Annotated in this window: 16 protein-coding genes and 1 riboswitch; of the genes, 9 read left to right on the forward strand and 7 right to left on the reverse strand. The window is 73.4% G+C overall.

The window, feature by feature from the left end; genetic code table 11:
* Nucleotides 1-109: 109 nt before the first annotated feature.
* The gene (locus tag ACZ5ID_RS18315; RefSeq protein WP_468898741.1) at nt 110-772 is read right to left on the reverse strand and encodes an HAD family acid phosphatase; all 663 of its coding nucleotides are present in this window, start codon (nt 770-772) and stop codon (nt 110-112) included.
* Between the two features lie 362 nt (nt 773-1,134).
* Here ACZ5ID_RS18315 and ACZ5ID_RS18320 point away from each other — a divergent pair, with 362 nt between their 5' ends.
* Nucleotides 1,135-2,445, forward strand: coding sequence for an aldehyde dehydrogenase family protein (locus ACZ5ID_RS18320; protein ID WP_468898747.1), 1,311 nt, complete (start codon nt 1,135-1,137; stop codon nt 2,443-2,445).
* A gap of 150 nt (nt 2,446-2,595) precedes the next feature.
* On the opposite strand, the gene ACZ5ID_RS18325 is transcribed toward ACZ5ID_RS18320, so the two are convergent.
* Complete coding sequence (locus ACZ5ID_RS18325) at nt 2,596-3,588, reverse strand: helix-turn-helix transcriptional regulator (RefSeq protein ID WP_468898750.1); 993 nt, start codon at nt 3,586-3,588, stop codon at nt 2,596-2,598.
* A gap of 144 nt (nt 3,589-3,732) precedes the next feature.
* On the opposite strand from ACZ5ID_RS18325, the gene ACZ5ID_RS18330 reads away from it, so the two are divergent.
* The gene (locus ACZ5ID_RS18330; protein WP_468898752.1) at nt 3,733-4,572 is read left to right on the forward strand and encodes an NAD(P)H-binding protein; all 840 of its coding nucleotides are present in this window, start codon (nt 3,733-3,735) and stop codon (nt 4,570-4,572) included.
* Here the strand turns inward: ACZ5ID_RS18330 and nicT are convergent.
* From nicT to ACZ5ID_RS18345, 3 genes are all read right to left on the reverse strand, one after another.
* A complete protein-coding gene (gene nicT / locus ACZ5ID_RS18335) occupies nt 4,565-5,779 on the reverse strand; it encodes a Nickel transporter NicT (RefSeq protein WP_468898754.1) in 1,215 nt (404 codons plus the stop codon). The two genes, ACZ5ID_RS18330 and nicT, sit on opposite strands and share 8 nt — an antisense overlap.
* A riboswitch (cobalamin riboswitch) is annotated at nt 5,778-5,983 on the reverse strand. It overlaps the preceding gene by 2 nt.
* An 88-nt stretch (nt 5,984-6,071) precedes the next feature.
* Complete coding sequence (locus ACZ5ID_RS18340; protein WP_468898756.1) at nt 6,072-8,549, reverse strand: penicillin acylase family protein; 2,478 nt, start codon at nt 8,547-8,549, stop codon at nt 6,072-6,074.
* A 200-nt stretch (nt 8,550-8,749) separates the two neighbouring features.
* Nucleotides 8,750-9,862, reverse strand: a complete 1,113-nt coding sequence (locus ACZ5ID_RS18345; protein ID WP_468898758.1) for an alpha/beta hydrolase — start codon at nt 9,860-9,862, stop codon at nt 8,750-8,752.
* Nucleotides 9,863-10,161: 299 nt separating this feature from the next.
* Here ACZ5ID_RS18345 and ACZ5ID_RS18350 point away from each other — a divergent pair, with 299 nt between their 5' ends.
* Both ACZ5ID_RS18350 and ACZ5ID_RS18355 read left to right on the forward strand, forming a co-directional pair.
* Nucleotides 10,162-12,027: an HSP90 family protein gene (locus tag ACZ5ID_RS18350; RefSeq protein WP_468898761.1), complete on the forward strand. Its 1,866-nt coding sequence runs from the start codon at nt 10,162-10,164 to the stop codon at nt 12,025-12,027.
* A complete protein-coding gene (locus ACZ5ID_RS18355) occupies nt 12,024-15,119 on the forward strand; it encodes a tetratricopeptide repeat protein (protein ID WP_468898764.1) in 3,096 nt (1,031 codons plus the stop codon). Before ACZ5ID_RS18350 ends, ACZ5ID_RS18355 begins: the two co-directional genes overlap by 4 nt.
* A gap of 128 nt (nt 15,120-15,247) precedes the next feature.
* On the opposite strand, the gene ACZ5ID_RS18360 is transcribed toward ACZ5ID_RS18355, so the two are convergent.
* Nucleotides 15,248-18,730: a BTAD domain-containing putative transcriptional regulator gene (locus ACZ5ID_RS18360; RefSeq protein WP_468898766.1), complete on the reverse strand. Its 3,483-nt coding sequence runs from the start codon at nt 18,728-18,730 to the stop codon at nt 15,248-15,250.
* Between the two features lie 281 nt (nt 18,731-19,011).
* On the opposite strand from ACZ5ID_RS18360, the gene ACZ5ID_RS18365 reads away from it, so the two are divergent.
* From ACZ5ID_RS18365 to ACZ5ID_RS18385, 5 genes are all read left to right on the forward strand, one after another.
* Nucleotides 19,012-19,995, forward strand: a complete 984-nt coding sequence (locus ACZ5ID_RS18365) for a LysR family transcriptional regulator (protein WP_468898768.1) — start codon at nt 19,012-19,014, stop codon at nt 19,993-19,995.
* A 44-nt stretch (nt 19,996-20,039) separates the two neighbouring features.
* Nucleotides 20,040-20,516, forward strand: coding sequence for an LPXTG cell wall anchor domain-containing protein (locus ACZ5ID_RS18370; protein WP_468898771.1), 477 nt, complete (start codon nt 20,040-20,042; stop codon nt 20,514-20,516).
* A 52-nt stretch (nt 20,517-20,568) separates the two neighbouring features.
* Entirely contained in the window at nt 20,569-21,198 is a 630-nt protein-coding gene (locus ACZ5ID_RS18375; protein ID WP_468898774.1) for an RNA polymerase sigma factor, read from the forward strand.
* An 11-nt stretch (nt 21,199-21,209) separates the two neighbouring features.
* Nucleotides 21,210-21,722 (forward strand): hypothetical protein, encoded by a 513-nt coding sequence (locus ACZ5ID_RS18380; protein ID WP_468898777.1) that lies wholly within the window; start codon nt 21,210-21,212, stop codon nt 21,720-21,722.
* Nucleotides 21,723-21,882: 160 nt separating this feature from the next.
* On the forward strand, nt 21,883-22,734 hold the full coding sequence (locus tag ACZ5ID_RS18385) for a CAP domain-containing protein (protein WP_468898779.1): 852 nt from the start codon (nt 21,883-21,885) through the stop codon (nt 22,732-22,734).
* A gap of 42 nt (nt 22,735-22,776) precedes the next feature.
* Here ACZ5ID_RS18385 and ACZ5ID_RS18390 read toward each other — a convergent pair whose 3' ends face one another.
* On the reverse strand, nt 22,777-24,261 hold the full coding sequence (locus tag ACZ5ID_RS18390) for a sigma-70 family RNA polymerase sigma factor (RefSeq protein WP_468898781.1): 1,485 nt from the start codon (nt 24,259-24,261) through the stop codon (nt 22,777-22,779).
* Nucleotides 24,262-24,379: the final 118 nt, after the last annotated feature.

Consider the following 24,379-nt stretch of genomic DNA (forward strand, 5'->3'; position numbering starts at 1 on the left):
CCCCCCCCCCCCCCCCCCCCCCCCCCCCCCCCCCCCCCCCCCCCCCCCCCCCCCCCCCCCCCCCCCCCCCCCCCCCCCCCCCCCCCCCCCGCTCCGCGTCCGGGGACGGTCAGGACAGCTTGCCGTCGTAGTCGGGGAGCTTGAAGGACCGCTCGGCGTGGCCGCCCACCAGGTCGGAGGTGTTGTTGCCGATGTTGGCGACGATCGTGTAGCCGCGCGCCTCGATCTCGGCCCGCTTCTGCGTCTTGTACGTGCTGACCTCGTGGAAGAGGTCCGGCAGATCCCGGACGTACAGACCGGTGACGGGGTAGCCCACCGCCTTGAGGTTGTACGAGGTGAGGGACTCGATGATGCCGGGTCGCGCCGTGACGAAGAAGACGGCGACGCCCTGCGAGCTCGCCTCGCGCACCAGCGCGCGGACGGAGTCGATGGCCGGGGTCGGGAACGTCCAGAAGTGGTGGAAGTCCGTCTCCAGCGAGGTGTTGTCGATGTCCAGCACGATCGCCGGCTTCTCGCCCGCGGGTGAGGCGGCGATGCGCTCCTTGAGGTAGGGGCGGGCGGTGTCCACGACGGCCCGCACATCGCGCAGCCAGGTCGTGTAGTCGACGCCCTTGAGCCCGGTGATCCCGCCGGAGGCGGAGGTCCGGGCCACGGCGGAGTACGGGACGGCGGCCGGCGGGGCGGCCTGGGAGGCCGTCGGCGCGGCGATGAGGGCGGTCGCGGCGGCGGCCACGGTGACGGCCGTGCGCGTCGTCCAAGCAGTGCGGGGCATGGGGGGTCGGTGCTCCTCTGTCGCGAGGGTGGGAGTCCGCGGGAGATCCGGTCGGGCCGTGGCGGTCGGCACGTACGGCAACGGAATTGGCATGCGCACGGCCAAGAATGATCAGCCGTTGGCGCCATGTCTACTGGTCGGTAGGAAACTTCTCGTTGACGGCGGATGAATCCACGGCACGGCCCGCACCCACCCTCACAGGACCGCCGCATACGGAAGCTGAACGGCCGGATCCAGGCCCTTCCGCGCGCCCGGGAATTTATTTCGCTACCTCAACTGTTGGCATATACATCGAGCCCCTGCGGCTCGTTCCGACGACCGACAGCGCGGACCGACGGGTCCGCCCCCAGCAGCGAGGCACCATGAACAGCACCCCGGAGCAGCCCGCCGACACCGTGGCCCGGCTGCGCGCCACCTTCCGCACCGGCCGCACCAAGCCCGTCGAGTGGCGCACCACCCAGCTGCGACGCCTGCGCGAGATGCTCACCGAGCGCGGCGCGGAGCTGGTCGAGTCCCTCCATGCCGACCTCGGCAAGAGCCCGGCCGAGGTCCAGCGCACCGAGATCGGCTTCGTCGTCCGGGAGATCGACCACACCCTGGAACACCTCGCGGAGTGGCTGCGCCCCGAGGCCGCGCCCGTTCCTGAGCACCTGAGCGGGGCGAAGGCCTGGACGCAGTACGACCCGCTGGGCGTCGTCCTGGTCATCGCGCCCTGGAACTATCCCGCGCAGCTGCTGCTCACGCCGGTGATCGGCGCTCTGGCCGCCGGGAACGCGGTCGTGGCCAAGCCCAGCGAGATGGCTCCGGCCACCTCCGCCGTGCTGGCGCGGCTGCTGCCCGAGTACCTCGACCGGGACGCGGTGGCCGTGGTGGAAGGCGGTGTTCCGGAGACGACCGCGCTGCTGGCCGAGCGGTTCGACCACATCTTCTACACCGGCAACGGCACGGTGGGCCGTATCGTCATGGCCGCGGCGGTCCAGCACCTCACCCCCGTCACCCTCGAACTGGGCGGCAAGTCCCCGGCCTTCGTCGACCGGGACGCCGACATCGCGACCGTCGCGGCGCGGCTGGCCGCGGGCAAGTTCCTCAACGCGGGCCAGACCTGTGTCGCGCCCGACTACGTCCTCACCGATCCCGAGACCGCCCGCGCCCTCGAACCGGCGCTGGTCCGGGCGATCGAGGCGCTGTATGGGGCCGACCCGCAGGCCTCCGCCGAGTACGGCCGTATCGTCAACGAGCGCCACTTCGACCGTCTGAGCGCGCTGCTCGACTCGGGCCGTGTCGTCACCGGCGGCCGGGGCGACCGCGCCACCAAGTACCTCGCGCCGACCGTCCTCGGCGATGTCGACCCCGCCTCGCCGGTGATGCGCGAGGAGATATTCGGGCCGATCCTGCCCATCGTGCCGGTGCCGGGCCTGGACGAGGCCATCGACTTCATCAACGACCGCGACAAGCCGCTGGCGCTGTACGCCTTCACCGAGTCCGACACCACCCGGGAGCGGCTGGCCGCCGAGACCTCCTCGGGCGGTCTCGGCCTCGGGCTGCCGCTGGCCCATCTCACCGTCTCCGACCTGCCGTTCGGTGGCGTCGGCGAAAGCGGAATGGGCAACTACCACGGCCGCTACTCCATCGAGACGTTCAGCCACCGCAAGGCGGTGCTGGCCGCCGGGTGACCGACGGTCGGTGAGGGGCCGGGACGGAACTCCGTTCCGGCCCCTTCGCTATCCAGCCGTTCACACCGTCTGGCCGTCCGGCCGCCTGGCCGCCCGGCCGTTTTCACCGTCGGGCCATCCGGCGGTTTGGACCTCTGGCCATCCGGCCGTTTACGCCGAGCCGTAGAGCGCCGCTAGTTCGGCCGCGAGTTCCGCCAGGCGCTCCCGGGCCTCGGGAGGTTCCAGGATCTCCACGCGCGCCCCGAGCCCGGCGAGCTGTGCGGCCACCACCTCCGGGGACGGCCCTTCGATCTCCATCTCCAGCCAACCGTCGGCCCGTTGCCCGCCCAGACGCAGCCGGCCGCCGAACAGCCCGGTCAGGACGCGCTCCGCCGTGGGCTCGGCCCTCCCCCGGACGGTCGCCCCGCGCATCCGCTCCTCCATCGGCGCGGCCAGCGTCCGCCACGCCGTGGCCAGGTCGAATCCGTCCGGCCGGACAACGGGATCCCCGGTCGACTCGACGGAGGTGACCCGGTCGAGCCGGAAGATCCGCAGCCCGGCTCGGCCGGGTCCGGCGCTCTCCTCCCCCGCGTCCGGCTGCTCCTTCTCCGTACCGGCCACGAGGTAGGGGACTCCCGCCTTGGTGACGATGCCGAGTGGGTGGACCGTGCGGGTGCCGGCCGGCCCGCCGGGGCGGACGTATCCGAGCCGGACCCGCAGGCCGTCCACCACCGCCTCCTGCAACGCGTCCAGCAGGGGCGTGCCCGCCGTGACCGGCCGGCGCGACCAGTCCGTACCGTCCGTGGTGGCCGCCTTCGACGCCGCCTCGGCGTCCGGCCGGAGCGGCGCGGGCAGCGCCCGGATCAACTTTCGCAGCGCCGTGCGCAGTTCGGGCGAGACGGCCGACGGGCCCGCGACCAGGAACATGGCACGGATCTCGGCGGCGGTCAGCCCGGAGAGGTCGGTGCGCGCGCCGCCGACGAGGGACCAGCCGCCGCCCCGGCCGTGCTGCGAGTACACAGGGATGCCGGCGCTCGCCAGCGCCTCCAGATCGCGGCGCGCGGTGCGTTCGGACACCTCCAGCTCCACCGCGACCTCGCGCGCTGTCACCCGCCCCCGGGTCTGCAGGAACAACAAGGTCGCCACCAGTCGATCGGCTCTCATGCCGGTCATTCTCTTTCGGAAACTGGCCAGGAGATGGCCAGTTTGGCTCCGAGGATGAGTACAGATCGAGCGCGAACGGATCAGCAGAAAGATCGAGCGTCGCGCCGTCTTTGCCAGCACCTCACAACCAGCCAGGGAGAAACCATGATTGTGGTGACCGGAGCCACCGGGAACGTCGGTCGGCATCTCGTACGGAACCTCGCCTCGGCGGGCGAGCGCGTGACCGCCCTCTCCCGCCGTACGCCCACGGATCACGTGCCCGGCAGCGTGGAGTTCCGGCAAGCCGATCCGGCCCGGCCCGAGAGCCTGAAGCGCCCGCTCGACGGGGCCGAGGCCCTGTACCTCCTCGTCCCCGGGGGCGGCGACGGCCTCGACCCGTACGCCATTCTCGGCACGGCGCGGGCCGCCGGAGTCCGGCGGGTGGTCCTGCAGTCCTCACAGGCCACCGCGACCCGCCCGGATTCCTTGGCGCACGCCCGGCTGCGCGCCTTCGAGGACGCCGTACGGGAGTCGGGCCTCCAGTGGACGGTCCTACGGCCCAGCGGCTTCGCCTCCAACACCTATATGTGGGCCCCTTCGATCCGCTCCGACCGGACGGTCACCGCTCCCTTCGGCGATGTCGGCCTGCCCGTCGTCGATCCGGCCGACATCGCCGCCGTCGCCGCGGTGGCCCTGCGCGACGGGATCCACGCGGGCCGGACGTACGAGCTGACCGGACCGGCCCCTGTCTCGCCGCGCGAGCAGGCGCGGGCGATCGGGGACGCGTTGGGAGCGCCGGTGCGGTTCGTCGAGCAGAGCCGGACCGAGGCGCGGGCGCTGCTGCTGCGCTTCATGCCGGAGCCGGTCGTCGAGGGCACGCTTCGCATCCTCGGCGAGCCCACACCCGAGGAGCGACGGGTGAGCCCGGACGTGGAACGGCTCCTGGGCCGGGCTCCGCACACGTTCGCGGACTGGGCGGCGGCGAACGCCACGGCCTTCAGCTGACAACGTCCGGCGCGGACGCGGTCTCGTCGCGGGGTGCGGGTGCGGGCTCGTCGCGGGGTGCGCCCGGCCGGGCCCTGCCCGGCAGTGCGGCTGTCGCGGCGGCGCGCACCGCCCACCGCTGCTCGACCCTGGCGAACCTCCAGTACGCCAGCGCCGCCGCCCACACCACGACAAACAGACCGACGATGATGAAGCCCACGTTGTCCAGGTCGAGGCCCGCGACCCACCCGGTGACGGCGTCCCGCAGGTCCAGCTTCTCGTGCAACACACCCACCAGCTCGATCGTGCCGATCAGGAAGGCCACCGCGATGGACAGTCCCGTGATGGTGAGGTTGTAGAACACCTTGCGCACCGGGTTGGAGAACGCCCACTGGTACGCGAAGTTCATGAAGGTGCCGTCGATGGTGTCGAACAGGCTCATCCCCGCCGCGAACAGCAGCGGCAGGCACAGCACCGCGTACCAGGGCAGCCCGGCGGCGGCGCCCGAGCCGGCCATCACCATCAGGGTGACCTCGGTGGCGGTGTCGAAGCCGAGCCCGAAGAGGAAGCCCAGCGGGTACATCTGGCCCGGCCGGGTGATCGACTTGGTGAAGCGGCCCAGCAGACGGTTCATGAACCCCCTGGAGTCCAGGTGCTGTTCGAGTTCGGCTTCGTCGTACGTCCCGGCGCGCATGGCCCGGAACACCCGCAGGATGCCGACGAGGGCCAGCAGGTTGAGTGCGGCGATGAGGTAGAGGAACGATCCGGAGACGGTCGTTCCGACCACACCGAGGGTCTGGTGGGTCGGCGAGTCGTCGTTCATCAGGGTGCCCGCGAGCTGCGCACCCCCGGCGACCAGCGCCGCCATCACGACGACGACGCTGGAGTGCCCGAGCGCGAACCAGAAGCCGACCGACACCGGCCGTTTGCCGTCGGCCATCAGCTTGCGGGTGGTGTTGTCGATCGCGGCGATGTGGTCGGCGTCGAAGGCGTGCCGCATACCGAGGGTGTAGGCGGTGACGCCGAGTCCGAGGCCGAACGTCTTCGAGCCGACCTCGTAGTGCTCGGGCACGACCAGCAGGAACAGGATGCCGAACGCGACGACATGCAGGGCGGCGATCACCGCCAGCAGCCATGCGGTACGTACGGTGTCCTCGCGCCGCCAGTGGAATGTGGCGGCAGGGGTGGGCAGGGTCATTCGTTCACGCTCCAGCACCTCGTGGATCATTACGCGAGATGCCGTGGCCGGTCTCCTGGCTTCCGGGTGTCGCACCGTCCCCGCCTTCCCAGCGGCCTACGGCCACCAGTGGCACAACGGGACGGGCTACCCGAAGCCGTTCATGGCCTGAACGACATGGGGCCCGATCACAGTGGCGAGGGCCGCTCCGGTCTTGCACCGGTCTTCCCGAACACCACGGCCCGCCAACCGTAGGTGCGACCCGCCTCACCTGCAAGTCTGGCCGCGAGCAGGGGTATTGCAGATCACATTCCGGGAGCCTGCCGGTGGGCCCCGCCATGAGTCAGCCGCGCAGGACGGTGATCCGCAGACGCGGGTCGGAGGCTATCTCCGCCTCGGTGAACCGTTCCGTGACCCACTGTTTGCGCGAGAAGAGCTCGGTCTGGTCGGTGTAGTGGGGCGACTTCGGGTTGGCGGACTGCCCGTAGGTGAGGATCGTCCGCGTGCGGGGGCCCTGGGGTGTCAGCTCCGTGGCCATGACGAAGCTGGAGCCGGAGGCGTGGTCCTGCGGGGAGGCGGGGCGGGTGGCGCCGCCGCTGCCGGACGTGGGTGTCGCGTTGACGACGTTGAAGCATCCCTCGGCGCCGGAGCAGCCGGGCAGCGGTATCCCCGCCCAGCGCTGCACCCTGCCGATCGGCGCGTCCAGCGGCACCTTGTCGGCGGCCAGCTCGCGCACGGCGTCGGCCAGCGCCCGCCGCACCTGGGGCTCTTCGCCGTTGAGGCCGCGCGGAGTGGTGAGCGGCCGGGCCGGGTCGTACGGAACGCGCCACCACGGGTGCGGACCGTTCACTCGGGTACGGAACGCGTGCCACACCACGGATCCACGGCTGTCGGCGTCGTCGCGGGTGTCCCAGGCCGCCAGCACGTCACAGGCGGCGCGCACATCCACCTCGGTGCCGTCGGTCGCGGTCAGGACGGGGTGCGCGCGGCACATCGCGACCGCGTCGTCCCGCCCCAGCTCCGCCGTGTAGTTGCGGTCTCCCAGCATGCTCGCCCGGAGGGTGGACAGGGTGAACCCCGGTGCGCCGAGGCCGTCGGTGCCGTCGCGCCGGTCCGCGATCATCCGGAGTCCGAGCTGGGCACGCGGTCCGAGGGGCGCGCCGACGCGGTACATCTTCGGATAGCCGGTGAGCGGCGCCGAGGGGTTGGTCAGGGCCGAGTCGTTGTTGGAGTTGGCCACGTAGTCGGTCCGGGTCAGCCGGGGCTGGTGGCCGGGGCCGAAGACGCCCGGGACGACCGCGTCGGGGTCGCTGCCCCAGTCGCAGGCCGAGCTGGAACCGTCGAGCACGCCCGGGAGGTCGTTGTCCTCGCCCGGCAGGGCGCATCGCTTCAGCTGGTCGTCGGTGACATGCGGCACGGCGGAGGAGTCGTTGAAGTACGTGGTGCCGGTGGAGTCCGTGGCGATCGTGTACGTCCAGGGGATGCCCTGGTACGTCTGGTGCGCCTGCCTGAGCTGGGCCACGGACTGTGACCTGCCGATCGCCAGCCACTCGTTCGTCGAGCGGAGGTTGTCGGCGTTGGCGTCCCTGAGGGCGTACGCCTCGGTGCGTGTCCAGCCGTCGGCGAGGACCGGCCCGTACCGGGAGGTGTAGAGGGTGGTGGTGACGGTGGAGAGCTTGCCGTCGGTGCCCCGGACGGTCACCGGGACGACCCGGCGGTCCATGGGCACCGCCTTTCCGTCGAGGAGGTAGCTCGTCGGGTCGCCCGGCGCGAGGGTGAGGCGGTAGAGCGAGGCGTGGTCGGCGTAGCTCGTGGTGTGTGTCCAGGCGAGGGTGCGGGTGTGCCCGATCTCGATGAGCGGGGTGCCGTAGATGCTCCCGCCCGCGACGTCGATGACGCCCGGGATCGTCAACTGCACCTGGTAGAAGCGGTCGGCGCCGATCCATGACAGGTGCGGATTGGCCAGCAGCATGCCGTCGTGGCCGCGGGTCACCTCACGGCCGAGCGCCCAGCCGTTGCTGCCCAGCTCGTCACGGGACGGCCGGGTGCTCCTCGACGGGGTGGCCGCCGGGAGCGTGGGCGTCTTCGAGGCGGTCACCCGGGCGTCGTGTGCCGCCGACCCCTCGCGTGCGGGTTTGGCGGCCTTGTCGGCGGCCGGCGGGGTCGCGGTGGCGATGGTCTGCTGGAATCCGGACGCTCCCGCGGCCCCGTTGACCTCGTGGACGAGGGTCCAGATGTCCATGGCGTTGATCGGGCCGACCCAGGGCTTGCCCTTGCACGTCGGGTCCGGCAGCCGGGCGACACCGGTCTCGCGCAGGTACCGGTTGTACCCGTCGGCGTATCCCTCGACCATCCGGCGCAGCTCGGGCGTCGGACCCAGCGGCGCCGGGCGGTCGAGCAGCCGCCGGACCGTACCCGCCTGCCGCAGCCCCTGGTGGTAGGTGTCGCTCGCCAGGTTGGGCGTACCGTCGGCGGTCGTCCCGGTGGGGCCGAGATACCGGGAGCGCTCCCCGCGCATGGTCATGACCTGGTCGGCCAGTTGGCACAGGTTGTCCTGCGCGAACGCGTACCCGTATCCATACCCCAGCCCGCCGAAGTCCTTGGCCAGGACGTGCGGGATTCCGTACGCGGTGCGGCGGATCTGGGCGGTGCGGCCGTGGTCGCCCACCCGACTGCCGTCCGGTTCCGCCGCGGAGGACGGGGGCGCGGGTAACAGCGCGGTGGCACCCGAGGCCAGGCAGAGAGCGGCCACCGCAGACCTCAGTCTGCGCTTGCCCGGTGTCCTGTGACGTGTCGTCGGCTCGTGTCGATCACTCAGCATGTCCGCAAGCGTGCCGCGTCGGCGGGTGGAGCCACATCAACCCGACGAGCGAACCTCACGCCCGGTGGGTGGACCCATGGATGTACACCCTGGGGTGGATCGGAAGGCGCCGGGCGTGGTGGCTCCTCACCCCGGGCCCGCTCACCGCCCCGAGGGCAGGCACCCCGGTCCGGGCGTCCCCCGGGTTTGCCGGTCCCGGATCAGGACGCCGGCGTGGGTCCCTCGATCTGTTCGCTGATCCACTGCATGCTGCTCGCGTCCATCCCCTTCACATACGTCAGGGCGTTGTGCCGGCCGCCCTGGATGACTTCGAGGTGGGTGTGGATCGGGCCCTTGTTGCCGTAGGTGGCGATGTACTTGTTCACCTTGGGGATGACGGACGACTCCTTGGTGCCGTACTGGAAGGCGAGGTACACGTCCGGTCCCTTGGCCGCGATGAGCCGCTTGGAGAGCACCTCGGGGTTGTTCTCCGCCTTCTCCTCGGGGTGGCCGTTCCACAGCGGGGAGTCCGGGACGATGTCGGGGCCGGAGGCGATGACGGCCTTGAACTTGTCGGGGTGCTTCAGGACGGCCTTGAGTCCGGCGAAGCCGCCGGAGGAGGAGCCCATGAAGGCCCAGCCGTCGCGCGACTTGATCGTGCGGAAGTTCTGCCGCATGAGGTCGGGCACGTCCTCGGTGAGCCAGGTGCCCATCTTGGGCTGGCCGGGGATGTCGCTGCCGTCCCAGTAGAGCCCGCCGTCGTCCGGCTTGGGGTTGAGCACCGGCATGGCCAGCAGGAACGGTTTGCCCTTGCCCTCCTCGGCCCACTTGGAGATGGACGACTCCAGTTTGAGGTTGTTGTCCATCCAGTAGTTGTTGGGGAAACCGGGGCCGCCGGGCAGGGCGATCAGGACGGGGAAGCCGCTCTTCTCGTACTTGGGGTCGTCGTACTCCTTCGGCGCCCAGACCCACACCTTGCCCGTGAAACCCGACTTCTTGCCGGTGATCTTCACGACGCCGACGTGCGTGCCGTTACCGAGCGTGCTGGAGATCTTGAAGTCGGCGGCCGGTCCCGTCGGCATCAGGGTCTTGGAGTCCACGGGCTTCTGCTGGGCGCCACCGGGCTTGTTGTCGATCTTCCCGTACGAGATGGGGTCGCCCTTGTCCGTGAAGGGCGGTATGTCGAAGTAGCTCATGACCGGCCACGCGATCGCCATCAGCAGCCCCACGCAGACGACCACGAGAAGCCACCGCCTGGCCTTGGAGGCGCGGCGGTGACCCCGGGACTCGTACGTCTCGGCCCCGTCCCTGGTCCTGGTGGTCGCGTGCGACATCAATGGCTCCGGCTTGCTTCGGCCCCTTGGGGGCACGACGGTCATGTTCCGCCTCCGGGGATGGACAAAGCAGATGCAAGGGTTCCAAATTTGCCAAACCGTGATCAACGTTTGACGACTAGCGGACCGACACGGACAGTAACGGATATACAAGATCACACGCTCCGGAGCGGCGAACGCCGCCGACGCCAAACCCGGAGGAGATTGTCAGTGGCCGCCCCTACGCTGATTCTCACGTCGTGATCGACGAGGGGGGCCTCGCGATCGCCTGTTTCCCTGTGCCCGCGAGGTGATGCGCCATGACTTCCGCCGCCCTGTCCGACGGCACTCCGCCGGACGTCAACAGCTTCCAGGTCGACCTGCGGGGGCTGGTCGACCTGCTCTCCCACCATCTCTACTCCAGCCCCCGGGTCTACGTCCGCGAGCTCCTGCAGAACGCCGTGGACGCGGTCACCGCACGCCGTGCGCACGATCCCGGGGCGCGTATCCGCATCCGTCTCTCGGCGGTGGACGGCAGGGTCTCCATCGAGGACAGCGGCATCGGCCTGACCGCCGACGAGGTGCACACCCTGCTCGCCACGATCGGCCGCAGCTCCAAGCGCGGCGGGGAGCACGGTCTGGAGTCCGCCCGGCGGGAGTTCCTGGGGCAGTTCGGCATCGGTCTGCTCGCCTGCTTCGTGGTGGCCCGCCGCATCCGTGTGGTCACCCGCTCGGCCCGCACCCCCGGCGCCGCCCCGGTGGAGTGGCTCGCCTCCGACGACGGGTCGTACACGGTCCGCACCCTGCCCGACGACGCCAGGCCCGAGCCCGGCACCACCGTCCACCTCGAACCGCGCCCGGGCGCGGAGGAGTGGACCGCCGCCGCGCGCGTGGAGGAGCTGGCCCGCGACTTCGGCTCCCTGCTGCCCTACGACATCACCTTCGCCGGGGACGACGGCGCCGAGCGCCCGGTCACCGACCGGCCCCCCGTCTGGGAGCGGGAGTACCCGACACCGGCCGCCCGCCGCGTGGCGCTCTCCGGGCACTGCGCGCGCGTCTTCGGGTTCACCCCGCTCGACGCCATCGACCTGGACCTGCCGGTCGCCGGGGTGCGGGGCGTCGCCTACGTACTGCCGGAGCCGACCAGCCCGGCGCACCGGGCCGGGCACCGCACCTACCTCAAGGGCATGCTGCTCACCGACCGCGCCGACAACCTGATGCCCGAGTGGGCGTTCTTCGTGCGCGCGGTGGTCGACACCGACACTCTGCGCCCCACTGCCTCGCGGGAGAACCTGTACGACGACGAGACGCTCGCCGCCGTCCGCGACGCCCTCGGGGCGCGGCTTCGCCAGTGGCTGGCCGAGCTCGCCGCCGGTGACCCGCAGCGCCTCGCGGCTTTCCTGAGCGTCCACCACCTCGGCGTGAAGTCCCTTGCGCGGCACGACGCCGAGCTGTTCGCGCTGATGCTGCCGTGGCTGCCGTTCGAGACCAACGACGGTCAGCGCAGTCTGGACGAGTTCGCGGCGGCGCACACCGAGATCCACTTCACCCGGACCGTCGAGGAGTTCCGCCAGATCGCACCGATCGCGGCGGCGCACGGCCTGGGCGTGGTCAACGCGGGCTACACGTACGACGCGGACCTGCTCTCCCTGCTGCCCGGAATCCGGCCCGGTCTGAAGGTCACCGAGCTCGACGCGGGCGCGGTCACCGACCGCCTCGACCCGGTGCCCACCACCGCCGAGCTGTCGCTCGCCGCGTTCCTGTCGACCGCCCGCACCCGGCTGGACGCACACGGATGCGACGTGGTGCTGCGCGCCTTCCAGCCGGTGGCCGTGCCCGCGCTGTTCCTCGACGACCGGCAGGCGCGGCACGAGCGGGACCGGGCCGCCGCCCAGGAGAACGCCGACTCGCTGTGGAACGACATCCTCGGCGCGCTGCGCGGATCCACCCCGCGCGCGCGGCTGGTGCTCAACCACAACAACCCGCTCATCCGCCGGATCGCGGCCCTGCCGGACGCCGAGCTGACCGGCACGGCGGTGGAATCGCTGTACGGCCAGGCGCTGCTGATGTCGCAGCGACCGCTGCGCCCGGCCGACTCCACCCTGCTCAACCGGGCCTTCCTGGACCTCCTGGAATGGGCCACCCACTCCACGCCGGGCACCCACCCCCAGGAGGACCGGAAGTGACCGCCATGACCGTCGAGGAGATCCGCCAGGGCCTGGCGGAGAACGCGCGGATTCCCTACGGCGCGGCGCGCAACGCGCGCGCGGAGACACTGGCCGCCGCCGCGGAGTCCACCGGAGACCGCGAGCTGTTCCGGCAGGCACTGGACCGGCTGATCGACGCGTACGAGTGGAGTGCCGAGCGCACCAGGATGGTGGTGCCGTTCGCCCGGCTGCTGCAGGAGTACGACCGCGACCAGGCCGCCTTCCCCGCCTACGAGGTGCACAGCCTGTTCTGGCGCTTCAAGTGGGTTGCCGGACGGATCGTGGAGTCCCCGGACATCCCGCTCGCCGCGGTGGAGCGCTGGCTGGGCGACATGGAGCGCCGCTACCGGCTGGCCGGATACAGCGAACGGGCCGTACGCCAGGCCGAGTTCCACCTCGCCGACGCGACCGGCGACGAGGCCCGGATGGACCGGGCGGCGGCCGGCTGGACGGCGGCGGCGCGCGACCGGATGAGCGACTGCCACGCGTGCGAGATCAACACCCAGGGCTGGTACTGGGCGCGCAAGGGCGAGGACGCCAAGGCGATCGAGATCTGGGGGCCGGTGCTCTCGGGGGACATGTCCTGCATGGAGGAGCCGCACCGGGTCCTGGCGCACTCGCTGCTCCCTCTGGTGCGCCTCGGCCGCCTCGACGAGGCCCGCTCCCACCATCTGCGCGGCTACCGGATGACGCGCGGCAACGACAGTCTGCTGCGCTCGGTCGGCAAGCACATCGAGTTCTGCGCGCTGACCGGCAACGAACCGCGCGGTCTGGAGATCCTCGCCGAGCACACCACGCGTCTGGGCCCGCTCACCGATGTCGAGTCGCAGATGGAGTTCGCGGGCGGCGTCCTGGTGCTGCTGCGCCGTCTGACCGACCTCGGCCACGGCGACCGCCCGGCCGTGCCCTACCGGGGCACGGGACACACGGTGAAGGAGCTGTACGAGCGGCTGTTCGCGGACGCCACCTCCATCGCCGCCCGCTTCGACGCGCGCAACGGCACCGCGCATGTGTCGCGGCGGCTGGCCGAACGGATCGCGCGGCAGCCCTTGGTGGACGTGCTGCCGCTCGGGGTGCGCACCGCCGGGCTGCCCGCCGCCACCGCCTCCGCGGGGGCGCGGCCGGCCACCGCGACCGGTGCCGCGAGCCAGGACCCGGCCGCCACCGCCGCCCTCGATTTCGCGACGCTGGTCGAGCGCGCGCGTACGGCCCGGCGGCAGGGCCGTCCCTCGGCCGACACCCTCTGGGCACGGGCCGCCGAGCTCGTCGAGGCGGGAGAGGAGTCGCCCGACGCGGCCACGGCCGCCGACCTGCTGGAGTTCCGCGCGACCATGGCGGCGCGATCGGGGTCCGAGCGGGCCGGGGACCTGTTCGCGCGGGCGGCCGAGGCCCAGCGGGCGGCCGGTCGGCCCGCCCGCGCGGCCTACGCCCTCCTCGGGATCGCGGCCGACGCCGCCCGGTCGGACACGGATCCGGCGGAGGTACGACGGCTGCTGACCGTGGCCACCGAGGCCGCGCGGGCCCTGGACGAGGCCGATCCGGACCGTGCCCGCCGGATCGCGGCAGCCGAGCTGGCCGCCCTCCACATCGGGTCGTATCTGCGTGGACGCGAGACGCCCGAGGAGCAGGAGGCGGAGCAGGAGGCGGAAAAGGAAGCGGAGCGGCAGGCGGCCGACGCCCGTCTGGCCGCCGGGCTGGAGGCGTTCGTCGCCGCCCACGGCGCCGGTGCACGCGCCGACGTGGCGGATGTGGTCGCCGAAGCCGAACTGACACTGGCCAGGACGGCTTTGGCAGGCGGTGAGCCGGACCGGGCCGAGCCGTTGCTCGTCTCCGCCGCGCAGCGCTGCCTCGCCGCCGAACGCCCCTGGGAGGCGGTCGAACCGCTGTCACTGCGGGCATGGGTGCTGGCGGCGCGGGGCGACACAGCGGGCGGCGAGGCACTGGCCCGGACCGCTCTGGGCCACGCCGCCGAACTGACGGATCCCGAGGAGCACGCCACCGTACGGCTCAGGCTCGCGGAGATCCTGCTGCGCCGCCCCGGCGGCGCCGACGAGGCGGCCGGGCACGCGCTGGAAGCGGCGCACTGGCTCGACCAGGCCGGGCTCGCCGCGACCGGCGGAGCCCGGGCGCGCCTGCTGCTGGCCCGCGCCTACGCGGAGGCGGAGCGTACCGCCGAGGCGGCCGAGGTCCTCCAGTCGGCGCTGCCCGACCTGCTGGAGCACGGCGAGCGGGAGGCGGTGGAGGCCCGGCGGATGCTCGGTGAACTGCTGCGGGGGCTCAACGACCAGCGTGCGGCGGCCGAGCAGTATCTGCTGGCCGCCGAGACCGCGAAGGGCTGGGACAACCCCCGGCCGCAGGCGGTCCTGGCCCACTCCGCCGCCGAGGCCCTCGCGGCGGCCGGTCTGCGCGCGGAGTCGCGGTCGGCGTACGGGCGGGCGCTGGAGCTGTGGCGGCGGGCGGGAGACAACCCGGTCGGGGAGGTCCGGGTGCTGCGCTCACTGGCGTGGCTGGCGGCGGAGCACGGGGCGGGAGCCGACCGGTTCGCGCAGGCGCGCGAACTGATGGAGCAGGCTCTGGCCGTACTCGACGGGGCCGTACTCGATGGGACCGTACTCGAAGGGGCCGTACTAGAAGGGGCCGAGGGGCCCGAGTCGCGCTACGAGCGGGCGCAGACCTGGCAGCAGCTCGCCGCCCTCCTTGAGGATGCGTTGGACGCGGACGAGAACGAGTGCGACGAGGACGAGGACGAGGGCAAGGAGGACTACGCGGGCGGGGAGGACGGAGCGGACGGTGCCCCGGGGATGACGGCCGAGGCGTCCGCGGCTGTCCGGAGCGAGATCGTCGCGCTCCTCGACCGCGCGGCCACCGCCTACGCCGGGCTCGGTGAGGACGCACTGCGTGAGTGGTTCCAGTGTGCGGTCCGGGCTGCCTGGACCGAGCGGGAGATGGGCCGGGCGCAGGACGGCATAGCCCGGATGACCGCCCTCATCGCCGGTCTCGGGGAGTTGGAGGGGGCCGAGGCGGCCGGGTTCGCCGCCCAGGCCGAGCAGGTCCGCGAGCGGCTGCGCTGACCGCCGGGGCCGGCGGCGCGGGGCAGTCATTACCGTGTCACCGAGCCCGGTCCCGGTGCTCGGGCAGCGCCTGGAGGATGTCCCGTGCCTACCGGCTCACCACGCTCACCACGCTCACCAGGCCCAGGTCACTTGGGCCACCAAGACTCCTGCCCCTGCGTCAGCCGTGCCTCGATGCGCTGGGCGTCCGGCGTCCGCAGTGCCCGGGCGAGTTCCAGCGCTCGGGACAACTGTGCGTTCGCCTCGTCCGGTCGGCCGAGGTCGGCCAGGCTCTCGCCGATGCCTTCGAGGGCGCGAGCCTCCTCGTACGGTGAGCGCACCTCCCGGGCCAGTTCCAGGGCGCGCCGGTGGGAGTCGAGGGCGTCGGCCGGGACGGCCTCCGCCCGCTGGGCCGCGCCGAGGGTATTGAGCGCCTCGGCCTCACCGCCGAGGTCCCCGATCTCCCGGCACAGCTCCAGACTCGCGGTGGCGTTCTCCAGCGCGCAGGCGGAAGAGCCGCTCAGAACCTCCACCTCGGCCAGATACATCAGTACATAGGCCTGTCCCATACGGCTGCCCAGGGTGCGGCAGACGTCGAGTGCCTCCAGGAGGTCCTTCTCCGCCTCCGCCGGCCGGCCGGTGCGCTGTCCGATTCTGCCCCGGTGGGCGAGCGCGTTGGCCGCGCCCAGGCGCGCACCGAGACAGCGGTACAGACGCAGGGCCTCTCCTACGTTCTCCAGCGCCTCGTCGTACGTGCCCATCAGGCGCAGGACGTCGGCGAGGTCGGTCAGGACGTTCGCCTCGCCCAGTTCGTTGCCCAGGTGGCGGAAGAGGACCAGCGCCTGGCGGTGGCAGGAGACGGACTCCGCGTAGGCACCGGTCGATTTGCGCACGTCGCCGAGCGAGGTGAGCGCGTTGGCCTGGCCGAGGCGGTCGCCCAGGGCGCGGTGCAGGTCGAGCGCGCGCCCCATGCTGTCGGCGGCCTCCGCGAAGCGTCCGGTGAGCTGCTGGACGTGGCCCAGCTCGATGAGCACCTGGGCCTGCCCGCGTGTGTCCCGGGTCTGTCCGAACAGGCTCAGACAGCGCAGCAGCGAGCTCTGCGCCTCCTCGTAGCGTCCGGTGCGGCGCAGGACCGAGGAGAGGTCGTGGAGTGCGATGGCTTCGCGGCCCGGGTCCCGCAGGGCGCGGAAGAGTTCGAGTGCCGCGAGCAGATGGGTCTCGCCCTGCGCGTAGTCGGCCCGGAGCGTCTCGATGACGGCGATGTGGCGCAGCGCGAGGGCGTGGCCGAGCCGGTCTCCGTCCAGGAGCGCGGCGCCCAGGGCCGTCCGGTGCAGGGCGAGCGCGTCGCTCCAGGATCCCTCCGCGCGCATGAACTCGGCCATCGCGGCGGGGATCTGCACGGCGTGCTCGCTGTGACCATGGCGGGCCGCGTGGGCGACGGCCGCGCTCAGGTTGGCGTGTTCGGCCCGCATCCAGGCGAGCGCCCGTCCCTCGTCCTCGACCGGCGGCAGGGCCCGTGGGGCGGGGGCGCGGGGGGTGCGGGCGGGGGTGTCGTAGCGGGCGAAGAAGCGGCCGGCCCGGAGGGCGGCGTGCAGGTAGTAGTCGAGCTGGCGCTCCACGGCCCGCGCCGCGTCGGAGCGGCGGCCGGCTTCACGGTCGGCACCGCGACCGGCCCCGCGGTCACCACCATGACCGGCCGCGCGGTCCGTCCCCCGGTCCGTCTCGTGGTCGGCACCCTGACCGGCCGCGCGGCCGACACCGTGACCGGCCTCGCGGTCCCTCTCGCAGTCGGCCGCACGGTCCGTCTCCGTGAGGGCGCGCGCGTAGTCACGTACCAGGTCGTGCATCCGATAGCGCCCTCGCGAGGGCTCCTCGACGAGGTGGTGGTCCTCCAGTTCCTCCAGGAGGCGGCGGGCCGTCGGCAGGTCGGTGTCGTGCAGGGCGGCGACCGCGTACGCGTCAAAGTCGAGCCCCGGCTGCCGTCCCAGGCGCCGGAACAGCAGGTGCTGGTCCGGGGAGAGGTCGCGGCAGGAGAGCTCGAAGGCCGCCTGGACGGAGACGTTCTCGGAGCTGAGCGCCGCCGTGCGCCCGCTCGCCGCCGCCAGATCGGCGATCACGTCCTCGACGCTCCACGCGCGGTGGTGGCGAAGCCGAGCGGCCGTCAGATGCAGGGCGAGCGGCAGGTGTCCGCAGAGCCGGGCCAGTTCGGCGCAGGCGGGGTCGTCGGCCGTCACGTCCGCGCGTCCGGCCTTGGCCACGAGCAGCGCCACCGCTTGCTCCGGGGGCAGGACGTCCAGGGTGACGGGCACCGCGTCCGCGAGGGCGACCAGCCGCCGCCGGCTGGTGATCAGGACCAGGGAGCCGGGCGCCCCGGGCAGCAGCGGCTCCACCTGTTCGCTGCCGAGGGCGTCGTCGAGGAGGACGAGGTAGCGCCCGCCGGCGAGTTTGCCGCGCCACAGTCCGGCCCGCGCGGAGAGGTCGGCGGGGATGCGGCGGGGGTCGGTCCCCAGGGCCAGCAGCAGGCTGCTCAGCGCGGTGCCGGGGTCGACGGGCGGGGTGTCCCGGGTGTGCGCGTGCAGGGAGAGGAACAGGCTGCCGTCGGGGAAGTCGGCGGCGAGGCGGTGGGCGACGTGGACGGCGAACGCGGTCTTGCCCACGCCGGGCATGCCGTCCACGGCGTGGATCCCCACCACGCCCGCGGCTCCGGCCGACCCGCTCCGTACCGCCGCGACGAGGGCTTCGACCTCGTGCTCACGGCCGGTGAAGGCTGCGACGTCGCGGGGCAGGGACGTCGGTACGGCCGCGTCGGCGTCCGGGGCCGGGGCGGCCGGCGGGGCGTCGTCGACCAGGATGTCCTGGTAGGCGGTGGCCGCGTCGGGGCCGGGCTCGACGCCCAGTTCGTCGATCAGGGTGCGGCGCAGCCGGTGGTAGGCGGCCAGCGCCTCCGGCCGCCGTCCGCCGCGGTGCAGTGCCCGCATGAGCTGGACGTGGAAGGCCTCGCGCAGGGGGAACTCGACGACGAGCCGGGAGAGTTGCGGCAGGAGTCCGTCGTGCCGGCCGAGCCGCAGCTCCGCGTCGCAGCGCCACTCCAGGGCCTGCACACGCGCCTCCTGCCACTGGCCGACCCGGGCGCGCTGGTCCTCCGTGAGCACCGGGAACTCCTCCAGCGGGGTGCCGCGCCACAGCGCCAGCGCGGCGTCCGCCTCCCGTACGACGCCGTCCCAGTCCCCCTCCAGGCGCGCGGCCCGTGCGGCGTCCAGGTGCGCGTCGAAGGCGCGGGTGTCCAGCTCGCCGTCCTCCAGGGCGAGCAGCATGCCTCCGGCCACGGCCCGGATACGGGTCTCCTCGCCCAGCGAACGGCGCAGCCGCAGCAGATGGTTGTGGAGCGAGGCGCGGGCGGTGGTCGGCGGACGCTCGCCCCACAGCGCCGTCTCCAGCCGGGCGAGCGGCACCGCGCCGCCCGACGCGAGCAGCAGCGCGGTGAGCAGGGCACGGCCCTTGGGGGAGGCGGGTGTCAGCTCGACTCCGTCGTCGTCATGGACGGACAGCGGACCGAGCAGCCCGAACTTCACATGGTCCCCCGCGCGCTCCGGGCCTGGTCGGGCCCTCGTGGCGGCATCGTAACCCGCCACCTGCGCTGAGCATGTCAGACGTGCCCGGCCCCGGTACCGGCCCCGGACACTTCGCTGACGCGGCGACAAGCCCGCAACCTCAGGTGCCCGGTGGGCTCAGGTGCCGGGCCGAGCAATCCGCGGGCCGGGGTCGGCACCCTCCGTGGACCACGCCGTCCGGGTCCGGATCCCCGACGGCGTCCACGGACGGGTTGCCGCCCCGGACCAGATCCTCGCGGGTGCTCTCACCCCAGTCAATCCTCTGGTTTTCTTTTAAAGACCCAAGCAATACCTTGGGGTTCATGACTCTCGACGATCTCCGTGTCTTCGTCGCCGCCTGCGAGACCGGCAATCTGAGCGCCGTGGCGCGCGATCTGTCCCGTACGCAGTCGGCGGTGAGCCAGCACGTCAAGCGGCTGGAGGCCGAGCTCGGCCTGCCCCTCCTGGAGCGGCGCCCCCGTGGCGTCGCCCCCACCGGAGCCGGGCGGATCCTCCAGATGGCCGCCGCGCAGGGCATCGGTCACATAGAGCTGGCCCTGCGTCAGCTCCGCGAGCTCAGGGACGGCGACGGCGGCACGGTGCGGATCGCCACCGGCGCCACCACCGTCCGCCACTTCATGTCCGACGCGGTGGTGCGCTTCCGCCGCGCGCACCCGCACGTCAGGCTGGAGTTCCGTACCGAGAACTCCAGCCGGGCCTGCCTCGACGCACTCGCCGCGGGCGACTCCGACCTCGCCTGGATCACCGTCGGCAACCCCGTGCGCGGCATCGAGCAGCGCCCGGTCATCGAACTGCCGTGGGTCCTGGCCGTGCACGCGGACGACCCGCTGGCGCGCAGGGGCAGTATCGAACCGGCCGACCTCGCCGGGATCCGCCACATCCAGCTGCCCGCCGACTCCCGGTCCCGGCACCACCTGGACCGCCAACTGACCGGTCTGGACGTCACCCTGGCGTCGACCACCAGCGTGGCGGACTGGGACACCGCGATCCTGCTGGCCGAGCTGGGGCTCGGGCACGCCGTGGTGCCGGCGCTGCCCGGGTGGACCGCCTCCGCCCCGGGCGCCGTGCGCTTCGTACCGCTGCCGGCGCTGCCGCCCCTGGCGGCGGGCTGGGCGGTGCGCCAGTGGGACGCCCTCGGGCCGCTCGCCCAGGAGTTCGCGGGCACCGTGGTGGACACCCTCACGGGCGCGCGGGATGACGGGAGCGCCGAAGGCGTGCACGGGGTTCGGAAAACTTTCCGCGATCCGTCGGCAACCCCGGCCCGCGCCGCACGTCGTGAGGGGTGAAGGGCGTCGTCCGGCGCCGTTCAGCCGACCTGGAGACGTACCACGTGAACACCACGAAGCACCATGGCCGCGCCTTCGCCCGCGGCGCCGCCGCCACCGGCCTGCTGGCCGCGCTCGCCCTGCCCGCCCTGGCCGGCACGGCCCACGCCGACGGTGGGACGCAGCCGCGCCACCTGGCCAACGGCGGAACCGCCCCGGCGTCCACCGAACCGAGCGCGATGCCCTCCACCGCACCCAAGCGGCCCGCACCCACCAAGCCGTCGGCCTCCCCCGGCCGGCCCACCGCCATGCCGAGCGCATCTCCCGGCACGCCCGAGCCCGCCGCGCCCCCGACGAAGGCCCCGGGTGAGGCGCGGCCGAGCGCCGAGCCCAGCACCGCGCCGTCCCCCGCGAAGGGCCAGGACGAACTGGCCCATACTGGCTCGTCCAAGACCAACACGGTCCTGGGGGCCGGAGCGGGCGCGCTGATCGCCGCGGGCGCCGGGACCGTCTACGCCGTCCGGCGGCGACAGGGCCACTGAGACGCAGGGCGGCCCCGCCGTGCGGGGCCGCGCCGTTCCACCCGAGGAAGTGATGGAGTACACCGCCGTCCGGTACCCGGCGCCCCCATGGCGTCCGGGCGCTCGCGCCTTTCTGCACTGGCTGCTGCGCCGGGACCGGGTGGCCACCGGCCCGGCCCGCCCGGCCGTCCTCGGCGGGTACGGCCCGGACACCTCCCGGCCGACCATCAGCGAGCTCTACCACGCGCACCGGCTGCGCATGGTGCACCTCGCGGTGCTGCTCGTGGACGACCGGGCCACGGCCGAGGACGTGGTGCAGGACGCGTTCACCGCGCTGTACCGGCGCCATGGCGAGGAGATCGCGGAGGTGGACAACGCGCTCGCCTATCTCCGTACCGCCGTGGTCAACGCCTCCCGCTCGGTGCTGCGCCGACGCCGTACGGCGCGCGCGTACACCCCTCCGCACGAGGCCGACGCGCCCTCCGCCGAGGAGCGGATCGTCCTCGACGAGGAGCACCGCGAAGTGCTAGCCGCGCTGGGGAGGTTGAGCGCGCGGCGCCGTGAGGTGCTGGTGCTGCGGTACTGGGGCGAGCTCACCGAGGCCGAGATCGCGCAGACGCTGCGGATCAGCCGCGGTTCGGTGAAGTCGCTGGCCAGCCGGGGTCTGGACGCGCTGGAGAAGATCTTGAAGGAGCGGTCGTGAGAGGAGTGGGGATGAACGGCGGGGAGAGTCCCGAGCGCCCCGTCGAGGCGCGGCTGCGGCGCGCGTTGGCGGCCCGCGCGCGGACCGTGACGGTCCGTGATCTGCGTCCGGCCGACCCGCCGGGCCCGCATCGGCGCCGGACCCCCCTTCGGCGAACGTGGCCGCGCCCGCTGCGGATGCGCCGCCTCGCCCTGCCGTTGGCCGGGCTCGCCACCGTGGCGGCGGTGGCGATCGGGTACACGGCCGTGGAGCCGGGCGGCACACCCGATCACCGGCTGCCCGCGGCCACCCCGGGCCCGGTCTCCCCGCGGCCCTCCACCCGGCCCTCCGGGGCGGAGTCGCCCCGGCCGCGGCCCTCTTCGGCGCCGACGAAGGAACGGCGGTCGGTCGAGCCGTCGGCTCCGACCCCCGGCACCGCCCCCGAGCCCGACGGCAGCACGCGCTCTCGGATGCCGCCGCGGAAGCCGTCGGCCCGTCCCACGGCCGAGCCGTCGCGTTCACCGTCGGCGCCGGCGGTCCGCTGAGACCGCCCCGGCCGATAGGGCGCCGCCCTGCGCGCACGGCACGGCCCGGCGCCGTGCCGTGTGGCCCAGGTCACGTACACGGAAAGTGTTATGGCCCCGCCGCCTCCCGCTCTCCCATGTGCCGGACACCCCGGCAGCACCGGAGAGAGAGCGGAGCCCCATGCAGCACCACGACGACCACCCCCACGTCCGGCCGGCGAGCGACGGCCGGGCCACCCGCCGACGTGCGCACCGGCAGCGGTCCCGGCGGGCCACCGGCGCCGCCGTGGCCGGAACCGTGGCGGTCGCCGCCGTCGCCGGAGCGCTGCTGTGGCCGCGCTCCGAGGACCCCGCCGAGGCCGTACGCACCCAGGCGGCGCCGGCCGCCGGGCACTCCCTCGCCCCCGACGCCGCCACGGACGCCACCGCCCCGTCCGCCACCCCCTCGCCGATACGTTCCACCGCCCCCGCGAAGTCCCCCTCCCCCAGGCCGAAGCCGAGCCGGACCGGGACCGCGTCCGCCACCCCGCACCCCGGCACGGGCACGGGCGCCGGGAAGGGCACCACCACGACGACGCAGGGCCACGGGGACGGCGGGCAGGTGCCGCGGCGGAGCACACCGCCGCGTCCGGACAACGCGCCCGCCGGCGCCGCCGCCGCGTATGTCCAGCAGGTGGTGGACCTGGCGAACGCCGAGCGGGCCAAGGCGGGTTGCTCACCCTTCAGGGCCGACCGGCACCTGAACACCTCCGCCCAGGCGCACGCCGACGACATGGCGGCCCGCGACTACTACGAGCACAACAGCCCCGAGGGGCGCAACGCGGGCGACCGGATGAGCGCCGCCGGATACGACTGGCACAAGTGGGGCGAGAACATCCACCGGGGACCGAAGAGCGCCGCCGACGCGATGCGCGACTGGATGAAGAGCCCGGGCCACCGCGCCAACATCCTGGACTGCGGGTTCAAGGACATCGGCGTGGGAGTGAACCTGAGCGGCAACGGCCCGTGGTGGGTGCAGAACTTCGGCAGCTGACCCGCGCCCGGCACCGGTGTGGGCGCGGGACGGCGGACCGCCTCAGGACGAGGGGCCGGCGAAGTCCTGGACCCACACCGTGCCCTCGGGTCCCGGCACGGCGGCCACGCCGGTGTCGCGGTAGCCGCAGTCGAGCATGTTCTGCTGGTGGATCGCGCCGTCCGTCCAGTCGTCGACGATCGCGGCCGGGTCCCCGGTCCCCCGGTCCAGGTTCTCCGCCCAGGCCCCGACCGGGTATCCGGCGCTCCGCATCCGGGCGTCGGCGTGCTGTCCCTCGGGGCCGGCGTGGTCGTAGTAGTGGCGCGCCACCATGTCCCGGGCGTGCCGCCGCGCCGCCGTGGTCAGCCGGGGGTCCATCCGCAGCGGCGCGCAGCCGGCCGCGGCGCGGCGGCTGTTGACCAGCCGCAGCAGCCGTTGCTCGGGGGGTACGGGGACCGGTGCGGGCCGGGTGGTCCTCGGGGTGGCCCGGGGCGGTGGGCTCGTCCTGGTGGGTTGCCGTTCGGGTGTGGAGGGGGACGGCGGGGCGGTGCTCGCGGAGATCCGCGGTGCGGCGGGCGGGGCGGGAGTGGCCCGTGGACGCGGGTCGGGCCACAGCAGTGCGGCCCCGATGGCGAGGACGACGGCGAGCGCCAGGGCGAGCGCGCCCTTGACCGCGTACGCACGCGCCTTCGCCGGGGCGGCCGGTCCGGTCCCGGCGCCGCCCGGCACCGGCGCGGTGGACGCGACCGGTGCCATGCCGGCGTCGGGGACGAACCGGGCGGCCCCGTACAGCGGCGCCAGCAGGGCGAGACCGGCGAGCAGCCCCTCGGCGGGCACCAGGCCCGAGCCCCGTCCGGAACAGGTCCGGCAGTCACGGGTGTGGCGGGCGATCCGCTTGCGCCACACCGGGGCGGGGCGACCGTCCCACCCGGTGACGGTCCGGGCCAGCTCGTCGCAGAGCGGCCGGGCGGCGAGCGCCCGCACCACGACCCGGCCGACCTCCAGCTGGGCCTTCATGCGCTGGACCCGGACGGCGGCGTGCTGGGGGGTGAGGGCCATCGCCTCGGCGAGTTCGGCGCGGGTGAGTTCGCCGGCCGCCTCCTGCCACCACAGGGCGAGGAGTTCGCGGTCGCTCTCGTCGAGCCAGCGGGTCGCCTCGGCCACTTCGCGGCGCTGCCCGGACAGGCCGAGGCGCAGGATGGTGAGGTCGACGAAGTCCGGTTCGGGGTCGGCCGCCGCGGCCAGTTGCTCGGGGCCGGCCGGGGTCGTGTACTGCTGGGCCCGCCAGCGGTGGCGTATCTGGTTCATCGCTATGGCGATCAGCCAGGACCGGAAGCGGGACGGCTCGCGCAGCCCGTCGAGGCCTTCCAGGGCGTGGAACATGGTCTCCTGCACCACGTCGTCCACGTCGGCGTGGCCGTCCATGGCGCGGCCGACCACGTTGTAGACGAGCGGGAGGTAGTCGGTGACCAGCCGCTCGCGCGCCCGGGCGTCGCCGGTGCGCGCGGCGCCCACCAGCTCCGGCATGGACGTGCTGTCCCTGTGCATCTGCTCCCTCACCCGCTGGCGTCGTCGTGCGCTCCCGTCGTTCGGAGACCCCTGGCGCGGACGGGGATAACAGGAACCGGGCCCTCATTTTGTACGACGCCCGGCTCCGCCGGGGTGC

Source organism: Streptomyces sp. NPDC031670, from assembly GCF_055580545.1.

Bases quoted from the DNA above. Each gene is read 5' to 3' on its own strand.
- ACZ5ID_RS18315 (WP_468898741.1), bottom strand. From the start codon at position 772: ATGCCCCGCACTGCTTGGACGACGCGCACGGCCGTCACCGTGGCCGCC.
- ACZ5ID_RS18320 (WP_468898747.1), top strand. From the start codon at position 1,135: ATGAACAGCACCCCGGAGCAGCCCGCCGACACCGTGGCCCGGCTGCGC.
- ACZ5ID_RS18325 (WP_468898750.1), bottom strand. From the start codon at position 3,588: ATGAGAGCCGATCGACTGGTGGCGACCTTGTTGTTCCTGCAGACCCGG.
- ACZ5ID_RS18330 (WP_468898752.1), top strand. From the start codon at position 3,733: ATGATTGTGGTGACCGGAGCCACCGGGAACGTCGGTCGGCATCTCGTA.
- nicT (WP_468898754.1), bottom strand. From the start codon at position 5,779: ATGATCCACGAGGTGCTGGAGCGTGAACGAATGACCCTGCCCACCCCT.
- ACZ5ID_RS18340 (WP_468898756.1), bottom strand. From the start codon at position 8,549: ATGCTGAGTGATCGACACGAGCCGACGACACGTCACAGGACACCGGGC.
- ACZ5ID_RS18345 (WP_468898758.1), bottom strand. From the start codon at position 9,862: ATGTCGCACGCGACCACCAGGACCAGGGACGGGGCCGAGACGTACGAG.
- ACZ5ID_RS18350 (WP_468898761.1), top strand. From the start codon at position 10,162: ATGACTTCCGCCGCCCTGTCCGACGGCACTCCGCCGGACGTCAACAGC.
- ACZ5ID_RS18365 (WP_468898768.1), top strand. From the start codon at position 19,012: ATGACTCTCGACGATCTCCGTGTCTTCGTCGCCGCCTGCGAGACCGGC.
- ACZ5ID_RS18375 (WP_468898774.1), top strand. From the start codon at position 20,569: ATGGAGTACACCGCCGTCCGGTACCCGGCGCCCCCATGGCGTCCGGGC.
- ACZ5ID_RS18380 (WP_468898777.1), top strand. From the start codon at position 21,210: ATGAACGGCGGGGAGAGTCCCGAGCGCCCCGTCGAGGCGCGGCTGCGG.
- ACZ5ID_RS18385 (WP_468898779.1), top strand. From the start codon at position 21,883: ATGCAGCACCACGACGACCACCCCCACGTCCGGCCGGCGAGCGACGGC.
- ACZ5ID_RS18390 (WP_468898781.1), bottom strand. From the start codon at position 24,261: ATGCACAGGGACAGCACGTCCATGCCGGAGCTGGTGGGCGCCGCGCGC.